At 69.5% G+C, this 18179-nt stretch carries 19 protein-coding genes and 1 tRNA gene; 5 read left to right on the top strand and 15 right to left on the bottom strand.

The features are described from left to right. Window positions 1-53: 53 nt before the first annotated feature. The 6 genes from H489_RS35505 to H489_RS35480 form a co-directional block, all read right to left on the bottom strand. Window positions 54-998, bottom strand: a complete 945-nt coding sequence (locus tag H489_RS35505) for a TolB family protein (RefSeq protein ID WP_017888648.1) — start codon at window positions 996-998, stop codon at window positions 54-56. 131 nt (window positions 999-1129) lie between these two features. Then, the gene (locus H489_RS35500) at window positions 1130-1969 is read right to left on the bottom strand and encodes a carbohydrate ABC transporter permease (RefSeq protein ID WP_017888647.1); all 840 of its coding nucleotides are present in this window, start codon (window positions 1967-1969) and stop codon (window positions 1130-1132) included. Continuing rightward, window positions 1962-2957: a carbohydrate ABC transporter permease gene (locus H489_RS35495; RefSeq protein ID WP_017888646.1), complete on the bottom strand. Its 996-nt coding sequence runs from the start codon at window positions 2955-2957 to the stop codon at window positions 1962-1964. Before H489_RS35495 ends, H489_RS35500 begins: the two co-directional genes overlap by 8 nt. Before the next feature lie 178 nt (window positions 2958-3135). After that, complete coding sequence (locus H489_RS35490) at window positions 3136-4437, bottom strand: extracellular solute-binding protein (RefSeq protein ID WP_017888645.1); 1302 nt, start codon at window positions 4435-4437, stop codon at window positions 3136-3138. Between the two features lie 113 nt (window positions 4438-4550). Further along, entirely contained in the window at window positions 4551-5702 is a 1152-nt protein-coding gene (locus H489_RS35485; RefSeq protein WP_017888644.1) for a Gfo/Idh/MocA family protein, read from the bottom strand. After that, the gene (locus tag H489_RS35480; RefSeq protein WP_017888643.1) at window positions 5699-6445 is read right to left on the bottom strand and encodes a sugar phosphate isomerase/epimerase family protein; all 747 of its coding nucleotides are present in this window, start codon (window positions 6443-6445) and stop codon (window positions 5699-5701) included. Before H489_RS35480 ends, H489_RS35485 begins: the two co-directional genes overlap by 4 nt. 143 nt (window positions 6446-6588) lie before the next feature. On the opposite strand from H489_RS35480, the gene H489_RS35475 reads away from it, so the two are divergent. After that, window positions 6589-7800, top strand: coding sequence for an ROK family transcriptional regulator (locus H489_RS35475; RefSeq protein WP_017888642.1), 1212 nt, complete (start codon window positions 6589-6591; stop codon window positions 7798-7800). A 68-nt stretch (window positions 7801-7868) separates the two neighbouring features. Next, window positions 7869-8552, top strand: coding sequence for a YqaJ viral recombinase family protein (locus tag H489_RS35470; protein ID WP_017888641.1), 684 nt, complete (start codon window positions 7869-7871; stop codon window positions 8550-8552). A gap of 35 nt (window positions 8553-8587) precedes the next feature. Here the strand turns inward: H489_RS35470 and H489_RS35465 are convergent, their stop codons facing one another. The 6 genes from H489_RS35465 to H489_RS35440 form a co-directional block, all read right to left on the bottom strand. After that, window positions 8588-9196: a Pr6Pr family membrane protein gene (locus H489_RS35465; RefSeq protein ID WP_139179796.1), complete on the bottom strand. Its 609-nt coding sequence runs from the start codon at window positions 9194-9196 to the stop codon at window positions 8588-8590. Window positions 9197-9281: 85 nt separating this feature from the next. Continuing rightward, window positions 9282-9971, bottom strand: coding sequence for a 50S ribosomal protein L1 (gene rplA, locus H489_RS35460; RefSeq protein ID WP_017888639.1), 690 nt, complete (start codon window positions 9969-9971; stop codon window positions 9282-9284). Window positions 9972-10061: 90 nt separating this feature from the next. After that, window positions 10062-10493: a 50S ribosomal protein L11 gene (gene rplK / locus H489_RS35455; protein WP_017888638.1), complete on the bottom strand. Its 432-nt coding sequence runs from the start codon at window positions 10491-10493 to the stop codon at window positions 10062-10064. A 158-nt stretch (window positions 10494-10651) separates the two neighbouring features. Continuing rightward, window positions 10652-11704 (bottom strand): transcription termination/antitermination protein NusG, encoded by a 1053-nt coding sequence (nusG, locus tag H489_RS35450; protein WP_017888637.1) that lies wholly within the window; start codon window positions 11702-11704, stop codon window positions 10652-10654. Between the two features lie 134 nt (window positions 11705-11838). Further along, window positions 11839-12102, bottom strand: a complete 264-nt coding sequence (secE, locus tag H489_RS35445) for a preprotein translocase subunit SecE (RefSeq protein ID WP_017888636.1) — start codon at window positions 12100-12102, stop codon at window positions 11839-11841. 35 nt (window positions 12103-12137) lie between these two features. Beyond that, a tRNA-Trp gene (locus H489_RS35440) sits at window positions 12138-12210 on the bottom strand. Window positions 12211-12362: 152 nt separating this feature from the next. Here H489_RS35440 and H489_RS35435 point away from each other — a divergent pair. Next, entirely contained in the window at window positions 12363-13589 is a 1227-nt protein-coding gene (locus tag H489_RS35435; RefSeq protein WP_017888635.1) for a pyridoxal phosphate-dependent aminotransferase, read from the top strand. A 103-nt stretch (window positions 13590-13692) separates the two neighbouring features. Here the strand turns inward: H489_RS35435 and H489_RS35430 are convergent, their stop codons facing one another. From H489_RS35430 to H489_RS35425, 3 genes are read right to left on the bottom strand one after another with little or no spacing between them, the layout of a single operon-like run. Beyond that, entirely contained in the window at window positions 13693-14721 is a 1029-nt protein-coding gene (locus H489_RS35430) for a UDP-N-acetylmuramate dehydrogenase (RefSeq protein WP_017888634.1), read from the bottom strand. A gap of 2 nt (window positions 14722-14723) precedes the next feature. Beyond that, window positions 14724-15149, bottom strand: coding sequence for a MaoC/PaaZ C-terminal domain-containing protein (locus tag H489_RS0119945; protein WP_017888633.1), 426 nt, complete (start codon window positions 15147-15149; stop codon window positions 14724-14726). After that, a complete protein-coding gene (locus tag H489_RS35425; protein WP_081612385.1) occupies window positions 15146-15595 on the bottom strand; it encodes a MaoC family dehydratase N-terminal domain-containing protein in 450 nt (149 codons plus the stop codon). The genes H489_RS0119945 and H489_RS35425 overlap by 4 nt, the downstream gene beginning before the upstream one ends. Window positions 15596-15764: 169 nt before the next feature. Between H489_RS35425 and H489_RS35420 the strand changes: the two genes are divergently transcribed. Both H489_RS35420 and H489_RS35415 read left to right on the top strand, forming a co-directional pair. Then, the gene (locus H489_RS35420; protein ID WP_017888631.1) at window positions 15765-16163 is read left to right on the top strand and encodes a hypothetical protein; all 399 of its coding nucleotides are present in this window, start codon (window positions 15765-15767) and stop codon (window positions 16161-16163) included. Window positions 16164-16265: 102 nt separating this feature from the next. After that, window positions 16266-18164 (top strand): ABC transporter ATP-binding protein, encoded by a 1899-nt coding sequence (locus H489_RS35415; RefSeq protein WP_017888630.1) that lies wholly within the window; start codon window positions 16266-16268, stop codon window positions 18162-18164. The last annotated feature ends 15 nt before the right edge of the window (window positions 18165-18179 follow it).

Genomic DNA, 18179 nt, shown 5'->3' with positions numbered 1-18179 from the left:
CGTGGACTGTCGCTCAGCGCGTGAGGACGCCGCCGATCCCCCCGGCGCTCCCGCTACCGCGCCACCGGGTAGTCGCAGTACGCGAACCACGTCGAGTCCGGCGCCCACGGCGGCACGTTGACCGTCCCCTGCCCGCCGTCGAGCGCTACCAGGGTCTCCGGCTGCACGGCGATCCGGGCGCCGCGGACGAGCGAGCCGGGCAGCAGCCGGAGCTCGACGCGGTGGTCGGCCGGGTGGCCCTGCACGCCGGGCTCGTACGACAGGGACAGCAGGTGTGCGCCGTCGGGCGACAGGTGCGGGAACCAGTTCACCCGCTCGTCGTTCGTGATCCGCACGGGGTCGTCGGCGCCGGGCCGGAGTGACGCGAGCTGCGCGGTCCCCGGTGTGAAGCGCTCGGTGTTCCAGAGCAGCGTGCCGTCGGCGGTGATCGTGCAGCCGTCGTCGGCGTGCTCGTCCCGCGTGACGAACGTCGGCTCACCGGTCGCGGGGTCGACCATCGCGACGTCGGTCGTCCAGACGCCGTCCTCGGACAGCTCACCCACGATCGCGGCGAGCGCGCTGCCGCCCGGGGCGATGCCGTGCAGGTAGAACTTCCGCTTGGTCGGCAGGGCCGCGGCGACGTCGGTGATCCGGGTCGCGGGGCCGCCGTCCGGCAACGGGACCCGGTACAGCTCGCCGTCGCGGGCGCTCACCACGATCGAGGTGCCGGACGGCTCGAGCACGTGGTCGTTGTTGATCTCGTCGACGCCGTCCATCGGCACCGGCACGAGCGCGGTCTCGTCGAGCACGGTGCCGCTGTCGGCCGACGGCAACCGCAGCAGCCAGAGGTCGCCGTCACCGTTCAGCACCAGGGTGTCGGCGTCCAGGACGTTCGGCGCCTCGACGAGCACCGTTGCCGACTCGAACACGAGCCGCGCGGTCCGTGACCCGACGTCGTACACGTGCACGCGGCTGGTCTGTCCGGGCAGCAGCTGCCGCCCCCGGGTTTCGTCGCTCATGCTTCCATCCTGTCGGTCGTCGGGTGGTCGGGGTCGGTGGGGAACGGCAGAACACCGGTGTTCACGCTGCGCACCGCGTGATGCGGGGGTGTCGAGCGTGAACACCGGTGTCTTGCGGAAAGGGGCTCCGCCTACTTCACGGCGCCCGCGGTCAGGCCGGCCACGAACTGGCGCTGGACCACGAGGAACGCGGCCACGACCGGGATCGACACGACGAGCGACGCCGCCATGACCTGGTTCCAGTACACGTTCGTCTGCGTCGAGTACTGCTGCAGACCGACCGCCAGGGTCGAACCGAGCCCGTTCGTCATGACCGAGGCGAAGAGGACCTCACCCCAGGCCGTCATGAACGAGTAGATCCCGACCGCCACCAGACCCGGACGGGCCGACGGCAGGATGACCCGGAACAGGGCACCCATCGGACCCGAACCGTCGACCATCGCGGCCTCGTCGAGCTCGCGCGGGATGGTCTCGAAGTACCCGGCGAGCATCCAGATCGAGAACGGGAGCGTGAACGTCAGGTACGTGATGATCAGCCCGAGCCACGACCCGACGAGCTGGATCCCCAGGGTGTTGCCGAGGTTCGTGAAGATCAGGAACAGCGGCAGCAGGAACAGCACGCCGGGGAACATCTGGGTGGAGAGCACCGCGGTGGTGAAGGTGCTCTTGCCCTTGAAGTTCCAGCGCGAGACACCGTAGGCGGCGAACGTCGCGATGATCAGCGAGAACACCGTCGCCACCGTGCACACGACGAGCGAGTTGATGAAGTACCGGCCGAGCGGCACCGTCGACCACATGTCGATGAACGGCTGGAAGGTGATCCGCGACGGGATCCACGTGAAGTTGTCCTGCACGTCGCCGAGGGGCTTGATGGCCGTGGTGATCATCACGTAGAGCGGCACGACCGTGAACAGCGTCAGGACGACCAGTGTGATGATCTTGAAGGACTTGGCGCCAGTTGTCTCACGCACGGACGGACCTCCGGTTGGTCACGGCGAGGTAGATGCCGGTGACGACGAGCAGGAAGAGCAGGAGCAGGACGCTCATCGCGGCGCCGGAACCGAAGTTCCAGGTGATGAACGACGCGTTGTAGATGTGGAAGCTCAGCAGGTCCGCGGCCGGTGGCTGCGCGGTCGAGCCGAACAGCACGAACGGGGTGTTGAAGTCGTTGAACGTCCACAGGAACATCACGAGCACGAGCGTCACGTTGACCGGACGGACCATCGGCAGCGTGATCGAGCGCCATTGGCGGAACGGCTTCGCGCCGTCGACCGAGGCGGCCTCGTACACGTCGTTCGGCACGGACTGCAGGCCGGCCATCAGCATCAGGAACGCGAACGGCCAGGTCTTCCAGATGGCCACGACGACGACCGCGACGAAGGCGTTGTTGCCGATGAGCCAGAACGGGGCGTTGCCACCGAACAGTCCGAGCTGGTCGACCAGCAGGTGGTTCAGTGCCCCCGAGTCCCGCTGGAACATGAACTTCCAGGTGATGACGCCGGCGTACATCGGCAGCGCGTACGGCACGAGGAACAGGGTGCGGAAGAGCCCGCGTCCGGCGAACGGCTTCTGCAGCGCGACGGCTGCGGCCATGCCGAACGTCCAGGAGAGCCCGACCACGAGGACCGTGAAGGCACACGTGATGAGGAACGAGTTGAGGACCCCGCGGCCGATCGCCTGGTCGAAGTCGACCACGACCTGGTAGTTCCGGAACCCGGCGAAGGGCGCGGCGCCCCAGTTCGCGATGAAGTACTTGGTGAGCTGGATGAACGAGATCCAGATGCCGGTGAGCATCGGGACGATGTGGATGAGCAGCTCGAACAGGATGGCCGGCGCGACGAGCGCGTAGGGCAGCCAGTGGGTCTTGCGCTTGCGACCTGGCGGACGGCCCGACATCGTCGGGGCCTTCGTGTGCGTCAGGTCGATGCGCTCCGAGTCGGGCAGGACCGTCGTGGACATCTGGTGGGGCCTTTCGGCAGGAGGGGCGTGCAGGTGCGGTCCGCGCGTGCCGTGGCAGCCGGGAGGCGCGGGGTGCGTGGGGCGTGTGCCTCACGGCCGACGGGTGGTCGGCTCTGGAACGTCAGGGGCTGGAGGCCCGGGCGCGTCCTGCGGACGCGACCCGGGCCTCCAGGGTGGATCAACCGGCGGCCTGGGACACCTGGTCCTGAGCGGTCTGCAGAGCCGACTTGATGTCGGCCTCGGAGACCTTGGAACCGGTCGCGATCTTGGCGAACATGTCGTTCATCGCCTTGCCGACCGTGGACTCGAACTGGTCCTCGGCGGGCACCAGCGGGAGCGGCTTCGCCTTGTTGTTGTAGATGTCGAGGAACGTCTTCGTCTGCTCGTCCGTGACGGAGTCAGCAGCCTTGGCGAGCACCGGCAGGGCCGAGTACGGCTTGTCCAGCGTCGTCTGCGTGTCCATGCTCGTCATGTACTTGACGAACTCGAGCGCGCCGTCCTTGTTCTTCGTGTTCTTGAAGACCGACAGGTTGATGCCAGCGGGGAACGAGGCGATCTGCTCGCCACCGCTCGGGGCGGGCAGGGCCACGACGCCGTACTCGGACGACTTCATGCCGAGCGACTCGATGGTCGCGTTCGCGTTGTTCTGGTTGAGGATGAACGCGGCCTTCTTCTTCGCGAAGTCCGTGGTGGACTGCGTCGCGTTGTCGTACTGCGCGTTCGACGGGTTGGCGACCTTCGAGTCCTGCATGAGGTCGAGGTACCGCTTGATGCCGTCGACGTTGGCCTTCGAGGTGAAGGTCGGCTTGCCGTCCTTGTCGAACCACTCGCCACCGTTCTGCGCCGAGTTGATGAACGCGAAGTGCGAGTTCTCGGTGTACGAACCGCCTGCGAGGCTGAAGCCGTAGGTGTCACCCTTGGTCAGCTTCTCGGCGTCCGAGACCATCTCCTCCCACGTGGTGGGCGGGGTGATGCCGGCGTCGGACAGCATCTTCTTGTTGTAGTACAGGCCGTAGGCGAGGCCGTAGAGCGGGACGCTCGTGACCGTCTTGTCGGGCGCGCCACCGGTGGACAGGGCGACCTTGCCGAACTTGTCCGCGCCGCCGATCGCCTTCATCTCGGCGTCACCGAACTCCTGGAAGGCGCCGGTGGCCTGGAGCGAGGTCGCCCAGGTGTTGCCGATGTTGACGACGTCCGGGCCCTGGCCCGAGGTGACGGCGGTCTGGATCTTGTTCTGCAGGTCGTTCCAGCCGATGACCTGGAGGTCGACCTTGATCCCGGTCTCCTTGGTGAACTTCTCGAGGACGGGGGTCAGCACCTCCTTGTCGTTCTGCAGGGACGTGCCCTGGTTGGACGCCCAGTAGGTGAGCGTCTTGGAGTCGCCGGCGCCGCCGGACGATCCGGAGGAGCAGGCTGCGAGGCCGGTCACGGTGAGTGCGGCGGCCGCGGTGATGGCCAGTGCGCGGATGGCAGTGCGCATGACTCTCTACTTTCTCGTCGTTGAGATGGTGCAGGGATGGTGCAGAGGTGGAGCTGGTGCTGCGGATGGTGCTGGTCGGGTGCTGCTGTGGGTTGCGGGCAGCACCCCGGCGGTCAGGCCAGGGTGCGTTCCGCGGGGTCCCAGCCCTCGGGGAGGGTCGGGGAGGGCGACACGGTGCTCTCGACGAGCACCGCCTCGCCACGTTCTGCTGCCTCGGCGATGGAGACCATCACGTCGAGGACGTGGAAGGCGAGCGCACCGGGGACGCGGTTCGTCTCGCCGGCCCGCAGCGAGCGGGCCAGGTCGACCACGCCGGTGCCGCGCGAGGAGGTGGAGCCGACCGCGGGGATCGTCTCGGGCTCCTCGGCACCGAGCAGGTACAGCTCGGTGCCGCCGTCGAAGTTGTTCGGGTCGGGGAACACGACGGTGCCGGTCTCCCCCGCGATCTCGACGAAGCCGGTCCGGCCCCGGTCGGACTCGAACGAGAAGACACTCTGCGCGCTCCCGCCGTTCTCGAACTCGATGAGCGCCGAGTGGTTCGTCGGGACGTCCACCGGGAACTCGGTGCCAGCCTTCGGTCCGGAGCCGATGGTGCGGGTGGCGCGGGACTTCGACGCCGTCGCCGTGACCTTCTTCACCGGTCCGAACGCCTGGACGAGGGTGGTGATGTAGTACGGGCCGATGTCGAACAGCGGACCGGCGCCGTACGCGAAGAGGAACTCGGGGCTCGGGTGCCACGACTCCGGGCCGGGGCTCTGGAACAGCGTCAGGCCGTTGAGCGGCGTGCCGATGCGGCCCTCGCGGATGGTGCGGAGCGCGGTCTGCAGGCCGGCGCCGAGGAACGTGTCCGGGGCGACACTGACCGTCTTGCCCGCGGCGACCGCAGCGTCACGGAGCTCCGCGGCGCTGGCACGGTCGAGGGCGTAGGGCTTCTCACCCCAGACGTGCTTGCCTGCGGCCAGGGCCTGCAGCGCGACCTCGACGTGGGCAGCCGGGATCGTCAGGTTCACGACGATCTCGATGTCGTCGTCGGCCAGGAGCTCCTCGACGGTGCCCGAGCCGGGGACGCCCCACTTCTCGGCCTGGGCGGCAGCGCGCGGCAGGTCGATGTCGGCGATGAAGCGGACCGTCACGTCGGGGAAGACCGTGAGGTTCGACAGGTACTGGTCCGAGATGACCCCGGCGCCGATGACGCCGACGCCGACCGGGCCGGTGCGCAGCGTGCTGTCGGTCGCCGTCGCAGCGGCGGTCGTGGTGTCGGTCATGCGCGGGCCCCCTCGAGGAACGTGTAGGAGTCGGCGACGGCCTGGAGGACGTCACCGTCGTGGTCGTCGAGCTCGACGACGTGCAGGGCGTCGGGTGCGGCGGCGATGATGTCGCGGATCGGCATGATGCCGTTGCCGACGGCGACCTGCTGCTTGTCGTCGTGCGAGCCGTCGCCGTCCTTGACGTGCAGGAACCGGACCTTGTCGCCGTACTTGCCGATGACCGCGACCGGGTCGTCCCCGCCGACCTGCACCCAGTAGGTGTCGAGCTCGAGCACGACGTCGTCGGACAGGGCGTCGGCGAAGACCTCGTAGGCGCTGACGCCGTCGATGCGGTTCGAGAACTCGAACGCGTGGTTGTGGTAGCCGAGCACCAGACCGTGGTCGGCCGCCCGCGGGGCGAGCGCGCTGAGTTCGCGGGCGATCGCCTCGACGTCCTCGCGGGTGGTCCAGCGAGCCTCGTCGATGTGCGGGTCGATGAGCGTCCCGAACCCCAGGGTGGTGGACGCGTGGAAGATGCGCTCGAGGTCCTGCTCGCCGGCGTCGAGCAGCCGGGCGTGGCCGCTCGGGGCGGCGAGGCCTGCGATCCGCAGGGCGGCGGCGAGTTCGTCGGCGTCGTCGACGAAGCCGAAGGCCTCGACGTTCGTGTAGCCGATGTCGGCGATGCGCTGCAGGGTGCCGGGCAGATCGGCGCTGAGGGCATCGCGGACCGTGTAGAGCTGGACCGAGAGCGGTTGGGTCACCAGGGTTCTCCTCGTCGAGATGGTGCGGTCGTCAGTGACCGATCGTCACACTACGAGCACTTTTGTCGGCGGTCAAGCAGAAGTCGAAGGAATGTCGACGGACTTCATTGCGTGGCGCGAACGATGTGTGCTTCACTCCCCACATGGTCGACTTGAACCGGACGGCAGCGTCGCCTCCGGTCGGGACGAGCGAGCTCTTCCAGATCCTCCGCGACGGCGTGCCGCGCACCAGGGCCGAGCTCGCCGCACTGACAGGACTCGCACGCTCCACCATCGGCGTGCGCCTCGACTCCCTGATCGACATCGGACTCGTCGGTGCCGTCGACACCGCCGTCTCCACCGGCGGCCGTCCGCCCGCCCAGGTGGCGCTGAAGCCCCGCGCCCGGCTCGTCATCGCCGCCGACCTCGGTGCGTCGCACGGCCGCGTCGCCGTCACCGACCTGGTCGCGGCACCGCTCGCCACCCGTGATGCCCGGATCGACATCGCGGCCGGCCCGGTGCCGACGCTGTCGTGGCTCGTCGAGACGATCGACGACCTGCTCGCCGAGGTCGGGCGCAACCGACAGGACGTCATCGCGATCGGCATCGGCGTCCCCGGACCCGTCGAGTTCTCCACCGGACGACCGGCCAACCCGCCGATCATGCCCGGCTGGGACGGCTTCGACGTGCCCTCGTGGCTCCGCCAGCACATCGCCGCCCACGTGCTGCTCGACAACGACGTGAACATCGCCGCGCTCGGCGAACGGGAGCACGGCTGGCCGGACATCGACCACCTGCTGTTCGTGAAGGTCGCCACCGGCATCGGTTCCGGCATCGTGTCCGAAGGCCGGCTGCAGCGCGGCGCCCAGGGCACCGCCGGGGACATCGGGCACGTGCGCGTCTCGCGCGCCGGCGACGTCCCCTGCCACTGCGGCAACACCGGCTGCCTCGAGGCCGTCGCCTCCGGTCCGGCCATCGCCCGGGCCCTCCGCGCGAAGGGGCACGACGTGCACACCGGAGCCGACGTCATCGACCTGGTGAACCGATCGGACCTCGACGCGATCTACGCCGTCCGGCAGGCGGGCCGTGACATCGGCGAAGTGCTGGCGACGTGCATCTCGCTCATCAACCCGTCCGTCATCGCGCTCGGCGGATCGATCACGCAGGCGGGTGAGCACCTGCTCGCCGGCGTCCGTGAGGTCGTCTACTCCCGCTCGATGCCCCTCGCCAGCGAGCACCTCGTCATCGTGCAGTCCCGTGCGGGCTCCCTCGCAGCGCTGCAGGGTGCCGCGGCCCTCGCCATCGGCTACGCCCTCTCCCCCGCCGGGGTCGACGAGCTCGTCGCCTTCGCCGAGGGCCGCGAACTGGCCTCCTGACGCACACCCGCCCGCCGCGTGAGCGCGTCGGTTTCGGTCTTGCCGGTGGTCGGGGGGACAATCGTGGGGTGACGATCGTGCAGCCCACCCTGTGGGGCGACCTGGACCCCGGTCTGGAGGCGTATCCCGCCCCCGGTACGCCGGTCCCGGCCGCGCGTGACGCGTTCACCGCCCTGCGCGGCCACACCGAGCGCATCGTCGCGCACTCCTCGGACCGCGTCGCGTGGCTCCGCGCCCGCGCCATGGGCATCACCGCCACCGACGTCGCCCGGCTCGCCTCCCTGCGCGCCGTCGAGGCCGTCGTCACCGAGAAGCGCTACGGCTCCCGGTTCTCCGGCAACGCGTTCACCGAGCACGGGAAGGACCGCGAACCGGTCATCGCCGCCTGGGTGGCCGCCACCCACGGCATCCAGCCCTCGGCGCACCTGTTCCACGCCGCCGCGAACCGCGCGCACCTCGCCACCCCGGACGGCGTCGGGGTCGACGAGTCGTCCCGTGTGGTGCTCGCCGAGATCAAGACCACCGGCAAGGGCTGGCGGAGCATCCCCCGGCACTACCTCCGGCAGATCTGGTGGCAGCAGTACGTGCTCGGCGCCGACCGCACCCTGTTCGTGTGGGAACGCCACGACGGGTTCGTCCCGGTGGCCGACGAACCCGAGTGCCGCTGGGTCGACCGCGACGACGACCAGATCCGGGGGCTGGTGCAGCTCGCCGACCTGGTGCTCGACAAACTGCGCGGCTTCCGCTCCTAGACCGTCAGCTGGACCGTCTGCTGGACCGTCACCAGCTAGACCTTCACCAGCCGCAACCGGCTCATCCCCACGACCAGGATCCCGAGCAAGGTGATCGACACCGCGATCCCGACGACGTAGATCGCGACGACACCGTAGCCCTGCGCGGGGTCGAGGAACGGGTACGGCACCCACCCGTCGGTCGCACCGCGGACGAGCACCACGGTGGTCCAGACCGCCGGGTAGAGCAGGAACCACCACACGTGCCGGAGCAGCAGCCGTGCTCGGTCCGAGAACAGCAGCCAGTCGAGCACCGCGTACACCGGGATGATCTTGTGCACGATGTCGTTCGACCACGGCACCGAGGCCGACACGTTCGCGCCCGTGAGCAGCGTGTTGTAGACGATGCCCGTCGTCGCGATGTACACCGTGGCGGCACCGCGGAGCACCGAGACGGCGAGGTCCGCCCGCTTGCGACGTGCCGCGGCGACGAGCGTCACCGCGAGGGCCACGGCGATGATCAGGTTCGACTGGATCGTGAAGTAGCCGAAGAAGTTCCAGAACGAGTAGGTCGGGGACTTCGCGCTCTCGAGCCACTGCGCGACGACCGCGACGACGATGGCGATGACGGCGATCAGCCGGAGCGAGTTCACGAGGGTGCGCACCACACCACGTTATCGGGACACGCGCCCCACATGCGGAAAGGACCCGCACCGTTGCCGGTGAGGGTCCTTCCACGAGTCAGTGGACTCAGATGCTGTTGACGTCCAGCGGGATGCCGGGACCGAAGGTCGTCGAGACGGCGCCCTTCATGACGTAACGGCCCTTCGAGGACGACGGCTTGAGGCGGTTGATCTCCTCGAGCGCGGTCGAGATGTTCTCGTCGAGCTGCTCCGGCGTGAACGAGGCCTTGCCGACGACGAAGTGCACGTTGGCGTGCTTGTCGACGCGGAACTCGATCTTGCCGCCCTTGATGTCGTTGACTGCCTGCGCGACGTTCGGGGTCACGGTGCCGGTCTTCGGGTTGGGCATGAGGCCACGCGGGCCGAGCACCTTGCCGAGACGACCGACCTTGCCCATGAGCTCCGGGGTCGAGACGGCGGAGTCGAACGAGGTGTAGCCCTCGGCGACCTTCGCGATGAGCTCGTCGCCACCGACCTCGTCGGCGCCGGCGGCGATGGCGGCCTCAGCAGCCGCGCCCGTCGCGAAGACGATGACGCGGGCGGTCTTGCCCGTGCCGTGCGGCAGGATGACCGTGCCGCGGACCATCTGGTCGGCCTTGCGGGGATCGACGCCGAGCTTGAGCGCGACCTCGACCGTGGAGTCGGTCTTCGAGGAACCGGTCTCCTTGGCCAGGGCGACGGCCTCGGTCGGGGTGTAGAACTTGTCGGCCTCGATCTTCGCGGCCGCGGCCTGGTAGGCCTTGGACTTCTTCGCCATGGTGGTCTCCTTGCGAGATACGTGGTTGGCGAGCCGGCGAGGCTCTCCCACGGAAAGGTGTCTGGTGGTGGGCCGGAGCCCGATCGGTGCTTAGGCCTCGACCGTGATGCCCATCGAGCGTGCGGTGCCGGCGATGATCTTCGCGGCCTGCTCGATGTCGTTGGCGTTCAGGTCGGCCTGCTTGGTCTCGGCGATCTGACGGACCTGGTCCATCGAGATCTTCGCGACCTTGACCGTGTGCGGGGTCGAGGACCCCTTCTGCACACCAGCAGCCTTCTTGATGAGCTCGGCGGCCGGCGGGGTCTTCAGGACGAACGTGAACGAACGGTCCTCGTAGACGGTGATCTCGACCGGCACGACGTTGCCACGCTGCGACTCGGTCGCCGCGTTGTACGCCTTGCAGAACTCCATGATGTTGACGCCGTGCTGACCGAGCGCCGGACCGATCGGGGGTGCCGGGTTGGCGGCTCCCGCGTTGATCTGCAGCTTGATCAGGCCCGTGACCTTCTTCTTCGGTGCCATGACTTGTCTTCCTCCTGGAATCGAACACACGGGGATCCGTGCACTCTCCCGCTGGTCCGGCCGTTCCGGACAGCGGTGAAGGCCCGCTCGCACGAGGCGCGCGGGCCCAAACCCGTTCAGTGTAGTCGATCTCGGTGATCGCTACAGCGTGGTGGTCGCTAGAGCTTGGTGACCTGGTCGAAGCTGAGCTCGACCGGGGTCTCGCGCTCGAACAGCGAGACGAGGACGGTGAGCTTGCCGCTCTCCGGCTTGATCTCGGAGATCGAACCCGGAAGACCCGCGAACGAGCCTTCCTTGATGGTGATCGTCTCGCCGATCTCGAAGTCGACCTCGGCTGCGGGCTGTGCCTGCAGCGAGCCGCTGCCCTTCGCGCCGCCCTTGGTCGGAGCGGCCTCGGCCACCTGCACCAGGGACTTGAGCATCCCGAACGCCTCGTCGAAGCGGAGCGGGGTCGGGTTGTGGGCGTTGCCGACGAAGCCGGTGACGCCCGGGGTGTGGCGGACGACCGACCACGAGTCCTCGTTGAGGTCCATGCGGACGAGCACGTACGAGGGGATCCGGACGCGGGTGACCAGCTTGCGCTGCCCGTTCTTGATCTCGACGACGTCCTCCATCGGGACCTCGACCTGGTAGATGTAGTCCTCCATCGACATCGAGACCATGCGGTTCTCGATGTTCGACTTCACGCGGCGCTCGAAGCCCGCGTAGGAGTGGATGACGTACCACTTGCCCGGCTTCATCCGCAGCTCGGCCTTGAAGGCCTCGTACGGGTCGACCTCGGCGGGCTCGTCGTCCTCGTCCTCGGCGTCGAGTGCCTCGTCGGCAGCGAGCGTCTCGTTGGCCTCGGCGGCGGTCTCGGATTCGAGCTCGACTTCTTCCTCATCCTCGACGGCCTCGACGGCGGCCTCGGCTTCGTCGGCGGAGTCGATCTCGAGGGCGTCGTCCACGACGGCGTCGGCTTCGGGGTCGCGGGACTCCTGCAGAGCCGTCAGCGCTTCGTCGAGGCCGGCGTCGACGGTGCCGTCGTCGGGCTCGGAGCTGAGGCCGAGCGACTCGTCGTCGTCGCCCTCGATCGAGATCGCACGCTCTTCAGCGGACTCGACGGAGCGTCCTTCGCCGGTCTCGACGTCGCCTTCCTGGTTCTCCTCGACCTCGGAGGACTGCTCGGCAGCCGTCGCGAGGTCGATGTCATCGCGGGAGTTGTCAGACACAGTCGATTCTTTCCGTTCGGTGGTTCGGGTCGGGTTGGCGGTCGGTCATGGTCACGATCGACGCCGTCACGCTCGACGCCGTCTCGGGCGACCGTACTCCTCGGAACGGCTGCGCACGGCAACCGACGTCGGGGTCAGGCCGTGGGCCCGTTGCCGAAGACGTACCCGACGCCGAGACCGAACACGAAGTCGAGGATCGACACCAGGATCATCATGACGACGACGAACACGAGCACGACACCCGTGTAGCTGAAGAGTTCCTTGCGGGTCGGCGTCACGACCTTGCGCAGCTCGCCGATCACCTGACGGATGAAGAGCACGATGGCAGCGATGGGCCCGCGGCGCTCGGCCCGGTCCTGCTTCGCCTGGGCGACGACGTCGTCCGCCGTCGTCTCCATGTCTTTGCTCGCCAACTTCTACCCTTCCAGAGTTGCAGGGCGGACAGGACTCGAACCTGCAACCTGCGGTTTTGGAGACCGCTGCTCTACCAATTGAGCCACCGCCCTTCGCAACACGGTTCGTCACCGATCCGCGTTCCGGTGGACGAGTCTACGGGAGTCCGTCACACGGTGTCCACTTGACCCCTTCCACGGCGTGCCGCGCCGGTAGGCTGAGCCCCGTGAGCACCGCAGCCCCAGGCCCCGAGTCCACCGCCCACGTGTCCCCCGACACCCTCGCCACCGCGTCGGCCGATCACCCGCGCATCGCGTCCCGCATCGCCGCCATCGCCGAGTCCGCGACGCTCAAGGTCGATGCCAAGGCCAAGGCGCTCAAGGCCGCCGGGCGCCCGGTGATCTCGTTCGCCGCCGGCGAGCCCGACTTCGCGACCCCGCAGCACGTCGTCGATGCCGCGGTCGCCGCGGCGCAGGACCCGAAGAACCACCGCTACACCCCCGCCACCGGCCTGCCCGAACTGAAGCAGGCCATCGCCGACAAGACCGCCCGGGTGTCCGGCGTCACGGTCGAGCCGTCGCAGGTCATCGTGACGAACGGCGGCAAGCAGGCGGTGTACCAGGCGTTCCAGACCATCGTCGACGCCGGTGACGAGGTCCTGCTGCCCGCGCCGTACTGGACCACCTACCCCGAGGCCATCCGCCTGGCCGGTGGCGAGCCGGTCGAGGTCTTCGCCGGCAGCGACCAGGACTACCTGGTGACCGTCGAGCAGCTCGAGGCAGCCCGCACCCCGAAGACCAAGGCACTGCTGTTCTGCTCGCCGTCGAACCCCACCGGCGCGGTGTACTCGGCCGAGCAGACCCGGGCGATCGGCGAGTGGGCGCTCGAGCACGGCATCTGGGTGATCAGCGACGAGATCTACCAGGACCTGGTGTACGACGGCGTCCGCTTCGCCGGCATCCTGGCCGAGGTCCCCGCCCTGGCCGACACCACGATCCTGGTGAACGGCGTCGCGAAGACCTACGCCATGACGGGCTGGCGCGTCGGGTGGTTCATCGGCCCGACCGACGCCGTCAAGGCCGCTTCCAACCTGCAGTCGCACCTGTCGTCCAACGTCTCCAACGTGTCGCAGCGTGCCGCGATCGCCGCGCTGACCGGTCCCCAGGAACCCGTCGCCGCGATGCGCGAGGCCTTCGATCGTCGACGTCGGTCGATCGTGGACGGCCTCAACGCGATCCCGGGGTTCCGGACGCCGACCCCGCAGGGTGCCTTCTACGTCTACCCGGACGTCACCGAACTGCTCGGCCGCGAATGGGCCGGCGCCACCCCGACGACCACGCTCGAGCTGGCGGACCTGATCCTCGAGCACGCCGAGGTCGCGGTCGTCCCCGGTGAGGCCTTCGGTCCGTCCGGCTACCTGCGTCTGTCGTACGCGCTGGGCGACGACGACATCGCCGAGGGCGTCGCCCGACTGGCGGAGTTCTTCGCGTAGACACTGCCGGACACGGAACGGGCCACCTCGTCGAGGTGGCCCGTTCTTCCCGTTCCGGGAGGCCCGTGGAGCGTCGTGCTCGTCGGTCCCGTCGCGCGGACGCTCAGCCGAGCAGGTCCCCCACCACCACGGGTTCCGGGACGAGCGAGACACCGAAGCGGTTCAGGACGCTCACCTGCACGTACCGGGCGAGCTCGGCCACCTGCGCGGCCGTCGCCCCGCCGCGGTTCGTCAGTGCGAGGGTGTGCTTCGACGAGATCGCCGCGCGCGAACCCGGCACCGCGTACCCCCGGTGGACGCCGGCGTGCTCGATGAGCCAGGCCGCACTGAGCTTGACGTCGTCGCCCGCGGGCCAGCGCGGAGCATCAGCTGGCAGGGTCTCGGCGAACGCGGGCGAGACGATCGGGTTCGTGAAGAACGATCCGGCGCTCCAGGTGTCGTGGTCGTCCCCGTCGAGCACCATGCCCTTGGAACCGCGCAGCCGCAGGACCTCGTCGCGGACGGTCGTGGGCGGCACGAGCGCGCCGAGGTCGACACCGAGCGAACCGGCGAGCTGCGCGTACTGCACGGGCACGCCGTGCTCCCCCGCGAGTCCGAGCCGGAACTCCACCGTCAGCACGACACCGCGCCGACCGTGCTTGAGGGTCGACGTGCGGTAGCCGAGCGCCAGCTCGGCTGCCGGGACCCACGCCCGCTCCCCCGTGGCCGCATCCAGGAACTCGACGCGGGTGAGCACGTCGGCGAGTTCGACCCCGTAGGCGCCGATGTTCTGCACCGGGGACGCACCGACCGTGCCCGGGATGCCGCTGAGGGCCTCCAGGCCGGTCCAGCCGTTCGCGACGGTCGTGGCGACGAACGGGTCCCACGGTTCACCGGCGGCGACGCGGACGGTGACGCCGTCGGCGTCGCGGTCCGCGTCGACGCCCGTCGTGCGGACCAGCACGACGGTGCCGTCGAAGCCCTGGTCGGCGACCAGCAGGTTGCTGCCGCCGCCGAGGACGAGCCACTCGTGGTCGTCGAAGGCGTCGGTCGCGTGGGCGACGAGCTCGTCGGTCGTCGTCGCCGTCAGCAGCCGGGTGGCGGGCCCGCCGACGCGGAGCGTCGTCAGGTCGGCGAGCACCGGCTCGGACACGGTCAGTGGAACACCACCGTGACCTGCGCCTTGCCGAGCACGGTCTGCCCGGCGGCGGTCACGGTGAGGTCGATGCGCTTCGGACGGCCGTCCTCGTCGACGGTGCCGACCTTCGCGACGATGCCGACCGTGGCACCCTGCTCCGGGTCGACGACGACGGGGCGCGTGAAACGGACGCCGTAGCCCGCGACCCAGCCGCTGTCGCCGAGCCACTCGGCCACCGGCTGCACGGCGATCCCCATGGTGAGCATGCCGTGGGCGAGGACGCCGGGCAGACCGACCGAGGCGGCGACGTCGTCGCGGTAGTGGATCGGGTTGAAGTCGCCCGAGGCGCCGGCGTACCGGACGAGCGAATCACGGGTGAGGTGCACGGCACGTTCGGCGACGACGGTGCCGACCTCGAGCGCGGTGGCGGGTGCGGCGGTCATGCGTCGTCTCCTCGGACCACGAGGGTGGAGGTCGCCGTGACGACGTGCTCCCCGTCGGCGTCGTTCATGGTGCTCTGGGCCGTGACCATCGCGTTGCCGCCGAGGGTCTTCACGCTGGTCACCGTCAGGGTCGCGGTGAGCTCGTCACCGGCGACGATCGGACGGTCGTAGGTGAAGGACTGCTCGCCGTGGACCACGCGGGAGAAGTCGATGCCGGCGTCGGGCTCGTTCAGGAGCTGCGCGAGCGTGGCTTCCTGCACGACGACGGCGAACGTCGGGGGTGCGACCACGTCGGCGTACCCGGCGGCGCGGGCGGCGTCCGGATCGTGGTGGACGGGGTTGGTCGCGAACACCGCACGAGAGAACTCGCGCACCTTCTCGCGGCCGACCAGGTAGGGCTGGGCCGGCGGGAACGTCCTGCCGACGAGCTCGGGGTTCACTGACACCACGGCAGTCTACTGAAGGCCCGTCCGGGCGGGTCCGTCCGGGCGGGTCCGTCTGGCGCTCGGGCCGCACTGTCGTCCATGAGAACGCATCAGTTAGACTGTCTGAGACCGATTCGGGGGAATCGGTGCGTGCCGTTCGGCACGCGTTCGTTCGGGACGGGGAGGGCCGATGGACACCACGACGGAGTTCGCCGTGCACACGGGCGACCGGTGCACCGCCATGGAGGTCGCCGCCGCCGCGCTGCGCCGCACCGGTCACCACGTCGAGTCGACCGGTGGCACGATGACCGCGACGGCAGGCAGCCGGGCGCTCACCATCCTGCTCGGCGCGCTCGTGCAGCCGGCCCGGGAGTACCGCCGGTACGAGCTGTCCACCGTCGTGGACGGTGCCACCACGACGATCTCGCTGCGCCGGGCCGGGCACGGCACGGCCGTGTCCGGCGGCAGCATCGGAGCGAACCGGCGTCGGGCCGCCTGGCACGAGGTCACCGCCGCCGTCGAGGACGCGTTCCGCACCGCCGGGGTGCTCGCGACGCGGACCGACACCGGCTCCCACCGCACCCGGTAGCGGGCTGCAGCACGTGGCCGCCCGGCGGACCGTGCCCGGATCGGTCACCGATGACCCCGTCGGCCATCTAGGTTGGGCGCGGGGCCCGGGAAAGGAACCGCCATGAGCATGGAGAGCGCTGCCTGGAGCTCGCTGTACAAGATCTCGTCCGCGCAGGGCGGCAAGCACGGGTTCTCCCGCGCGACCGTTAGACGGATCCTGACATTCGCGGTGCCGTACCGGGCGAAGCTGCTGGTGTTCATCGCCCTCTCCGTCGTCGGTGCCTTCCTCGCCGTCGCGACGCCGGTGCTCGCGGGACGGGTGGTCGACGTCATCGTCGCCCGGGGCGAGGTCGCCACCATCGTCCGGCTGGCCGTGGTCATCGCCCTGGTCGCCGTCGCCGACGCCGCCGTGTCGCTGACGACACGCTGGTACTCGGCACGGATCGGCGAGGGCGTGATCCTGGACCTCCGCACCGCCGTCTTCGACCACGTGCAGAAGATGCCGATCGCGTTCTTCACCCGCACCCGGACCGGCGCGCTCGTGAGCCGCCTGAACAACGACGTGATCGGTGCGCAGCAGGCCTTCAGCGGCACCCTGTCCGGCGTCGTCACGAACCTGGTGGCGCTGGTCCTCACCCTGATCGTCATGCTCAGCACCTCGTGGCTCGTGACGGTCCTCGCCGTGGTGATGTTGCCGCTCTTCCTGGTCCCCGCGCGCCGGATGGGCAGCCGCCTGGCCGCACTGCGCCGCGAGGCCGCCGACCACAACTCCGCGATGAGCACCCAGATGACCGAGCGCTTCTCGGCACCCGGCGCCACCCTCGTCAAGCTGTTCGGTCGGCCCGACGAGGAGGCCGAGGAGTTCCGCGTCCGCGCTGCCCGCGTCCGCGACATCGGGGTCCGGACCGCGATGCTGCAGTTCGTCTTCTTCACCGCACTGATGCTCGTCTCCGCACTCGCCCTGGCGCTCGTGTACGGGCTCGGCGGCTTCCTCGCGCTCGCCGGGCGGCTGGACACCGGCGAGGTCGTCACCCTGGCGCTCCTGCTCACCCGCCTGTACGCGCCGCTGACCAGCCTGGCGAACGCCCGGGTGGAGATTATGAGCGCGGTGGTCAGCTTCGAGCGCGTCTTCGAGGTCCTGGACCTCGAACCGCTCATCCAGGAGCAGCCGGACGCGGTCACCATCCCCGACGGGCCGGTGTCCGTCGAGTTCGACGACGTCCGATTCGCCTACCCGTCCGCCGACAAGGTGTCCCTCGCCTCGCTCGAGGAGGTTGCGACGCTCGACACCCGCGGCGGCGAGGAGGTCCTGCACGGGCTGTCCTTCCGGATCGAGCCGGGCCAGACCGTCGCCCTCGTCGGGACGTCGGGTGCGGGCAAGTCCACGGTCGCGCAGTTGCTCTCGCGCCTGTACGACGTCGACAGCGGCACCGTCCGCCTGGCGGGCACGGACGTCCGCGACGTCACCTTCGCCTCGATGCGGCACACCCTCGGCATGGTGACGCAGGACGGCCACCTGTTCCACGAGACCATCCGCTCCAACCTGCGGTTCGCGCGGCCCGAGGCGACCGAGGACGAGGTGTGGGACGCCGTCCGTCGCGCTCGTCTCGAACCGCTCATCCGGTCCCTGCCCGACCAGCTGGACACGATGGTGGGAGAACGCGGCTACCGGCTGTCCGGCGGTGAGCGGCAGCGCATGACCATCGCGCGGCTCCTGCTCGCCCAGCCGCGCGTCGTCATCCTCGACGAGGCGACGGCAGCGCTGGACTCGACGTCCGAGGCCGCCGTGCAGGCCGCACTCGGCGAGGCGCTCGAGGGACGGACCGCGATGGTGATCGCCCACCGACTCTCCACCATCCGCAGCGCGGACCTGATCCTGGTGGTCGAGGACGGCTCGATCGTGGAGCGCGGCACACACGACGAGCTGCTGGCCGCCGGTGGGCGGTACGAGGAGCTGCACCGGACCCAGTTCGCCGCGCAGGAGAACGTCGATGCCGACGCGGAAGCAGCGGTGGACTGAGCGGGCGGTCGGGCA

This window comes from Curtobacterium flaccumfaciens UCD-AKU (genome assembly GCF_000349565.1).
Taxonomy (GTDB): Bacteria; Actinomycetota; Actinomycetes; order Actinomycetales; family Microbacteriaceae; genus Curtobacterium; species Curtobacterium poinsettiae.
Note: the sequence above shows the minus strand (reverse complement) of the source record. Positions and strands in the feature narration are given on the sequence as shown.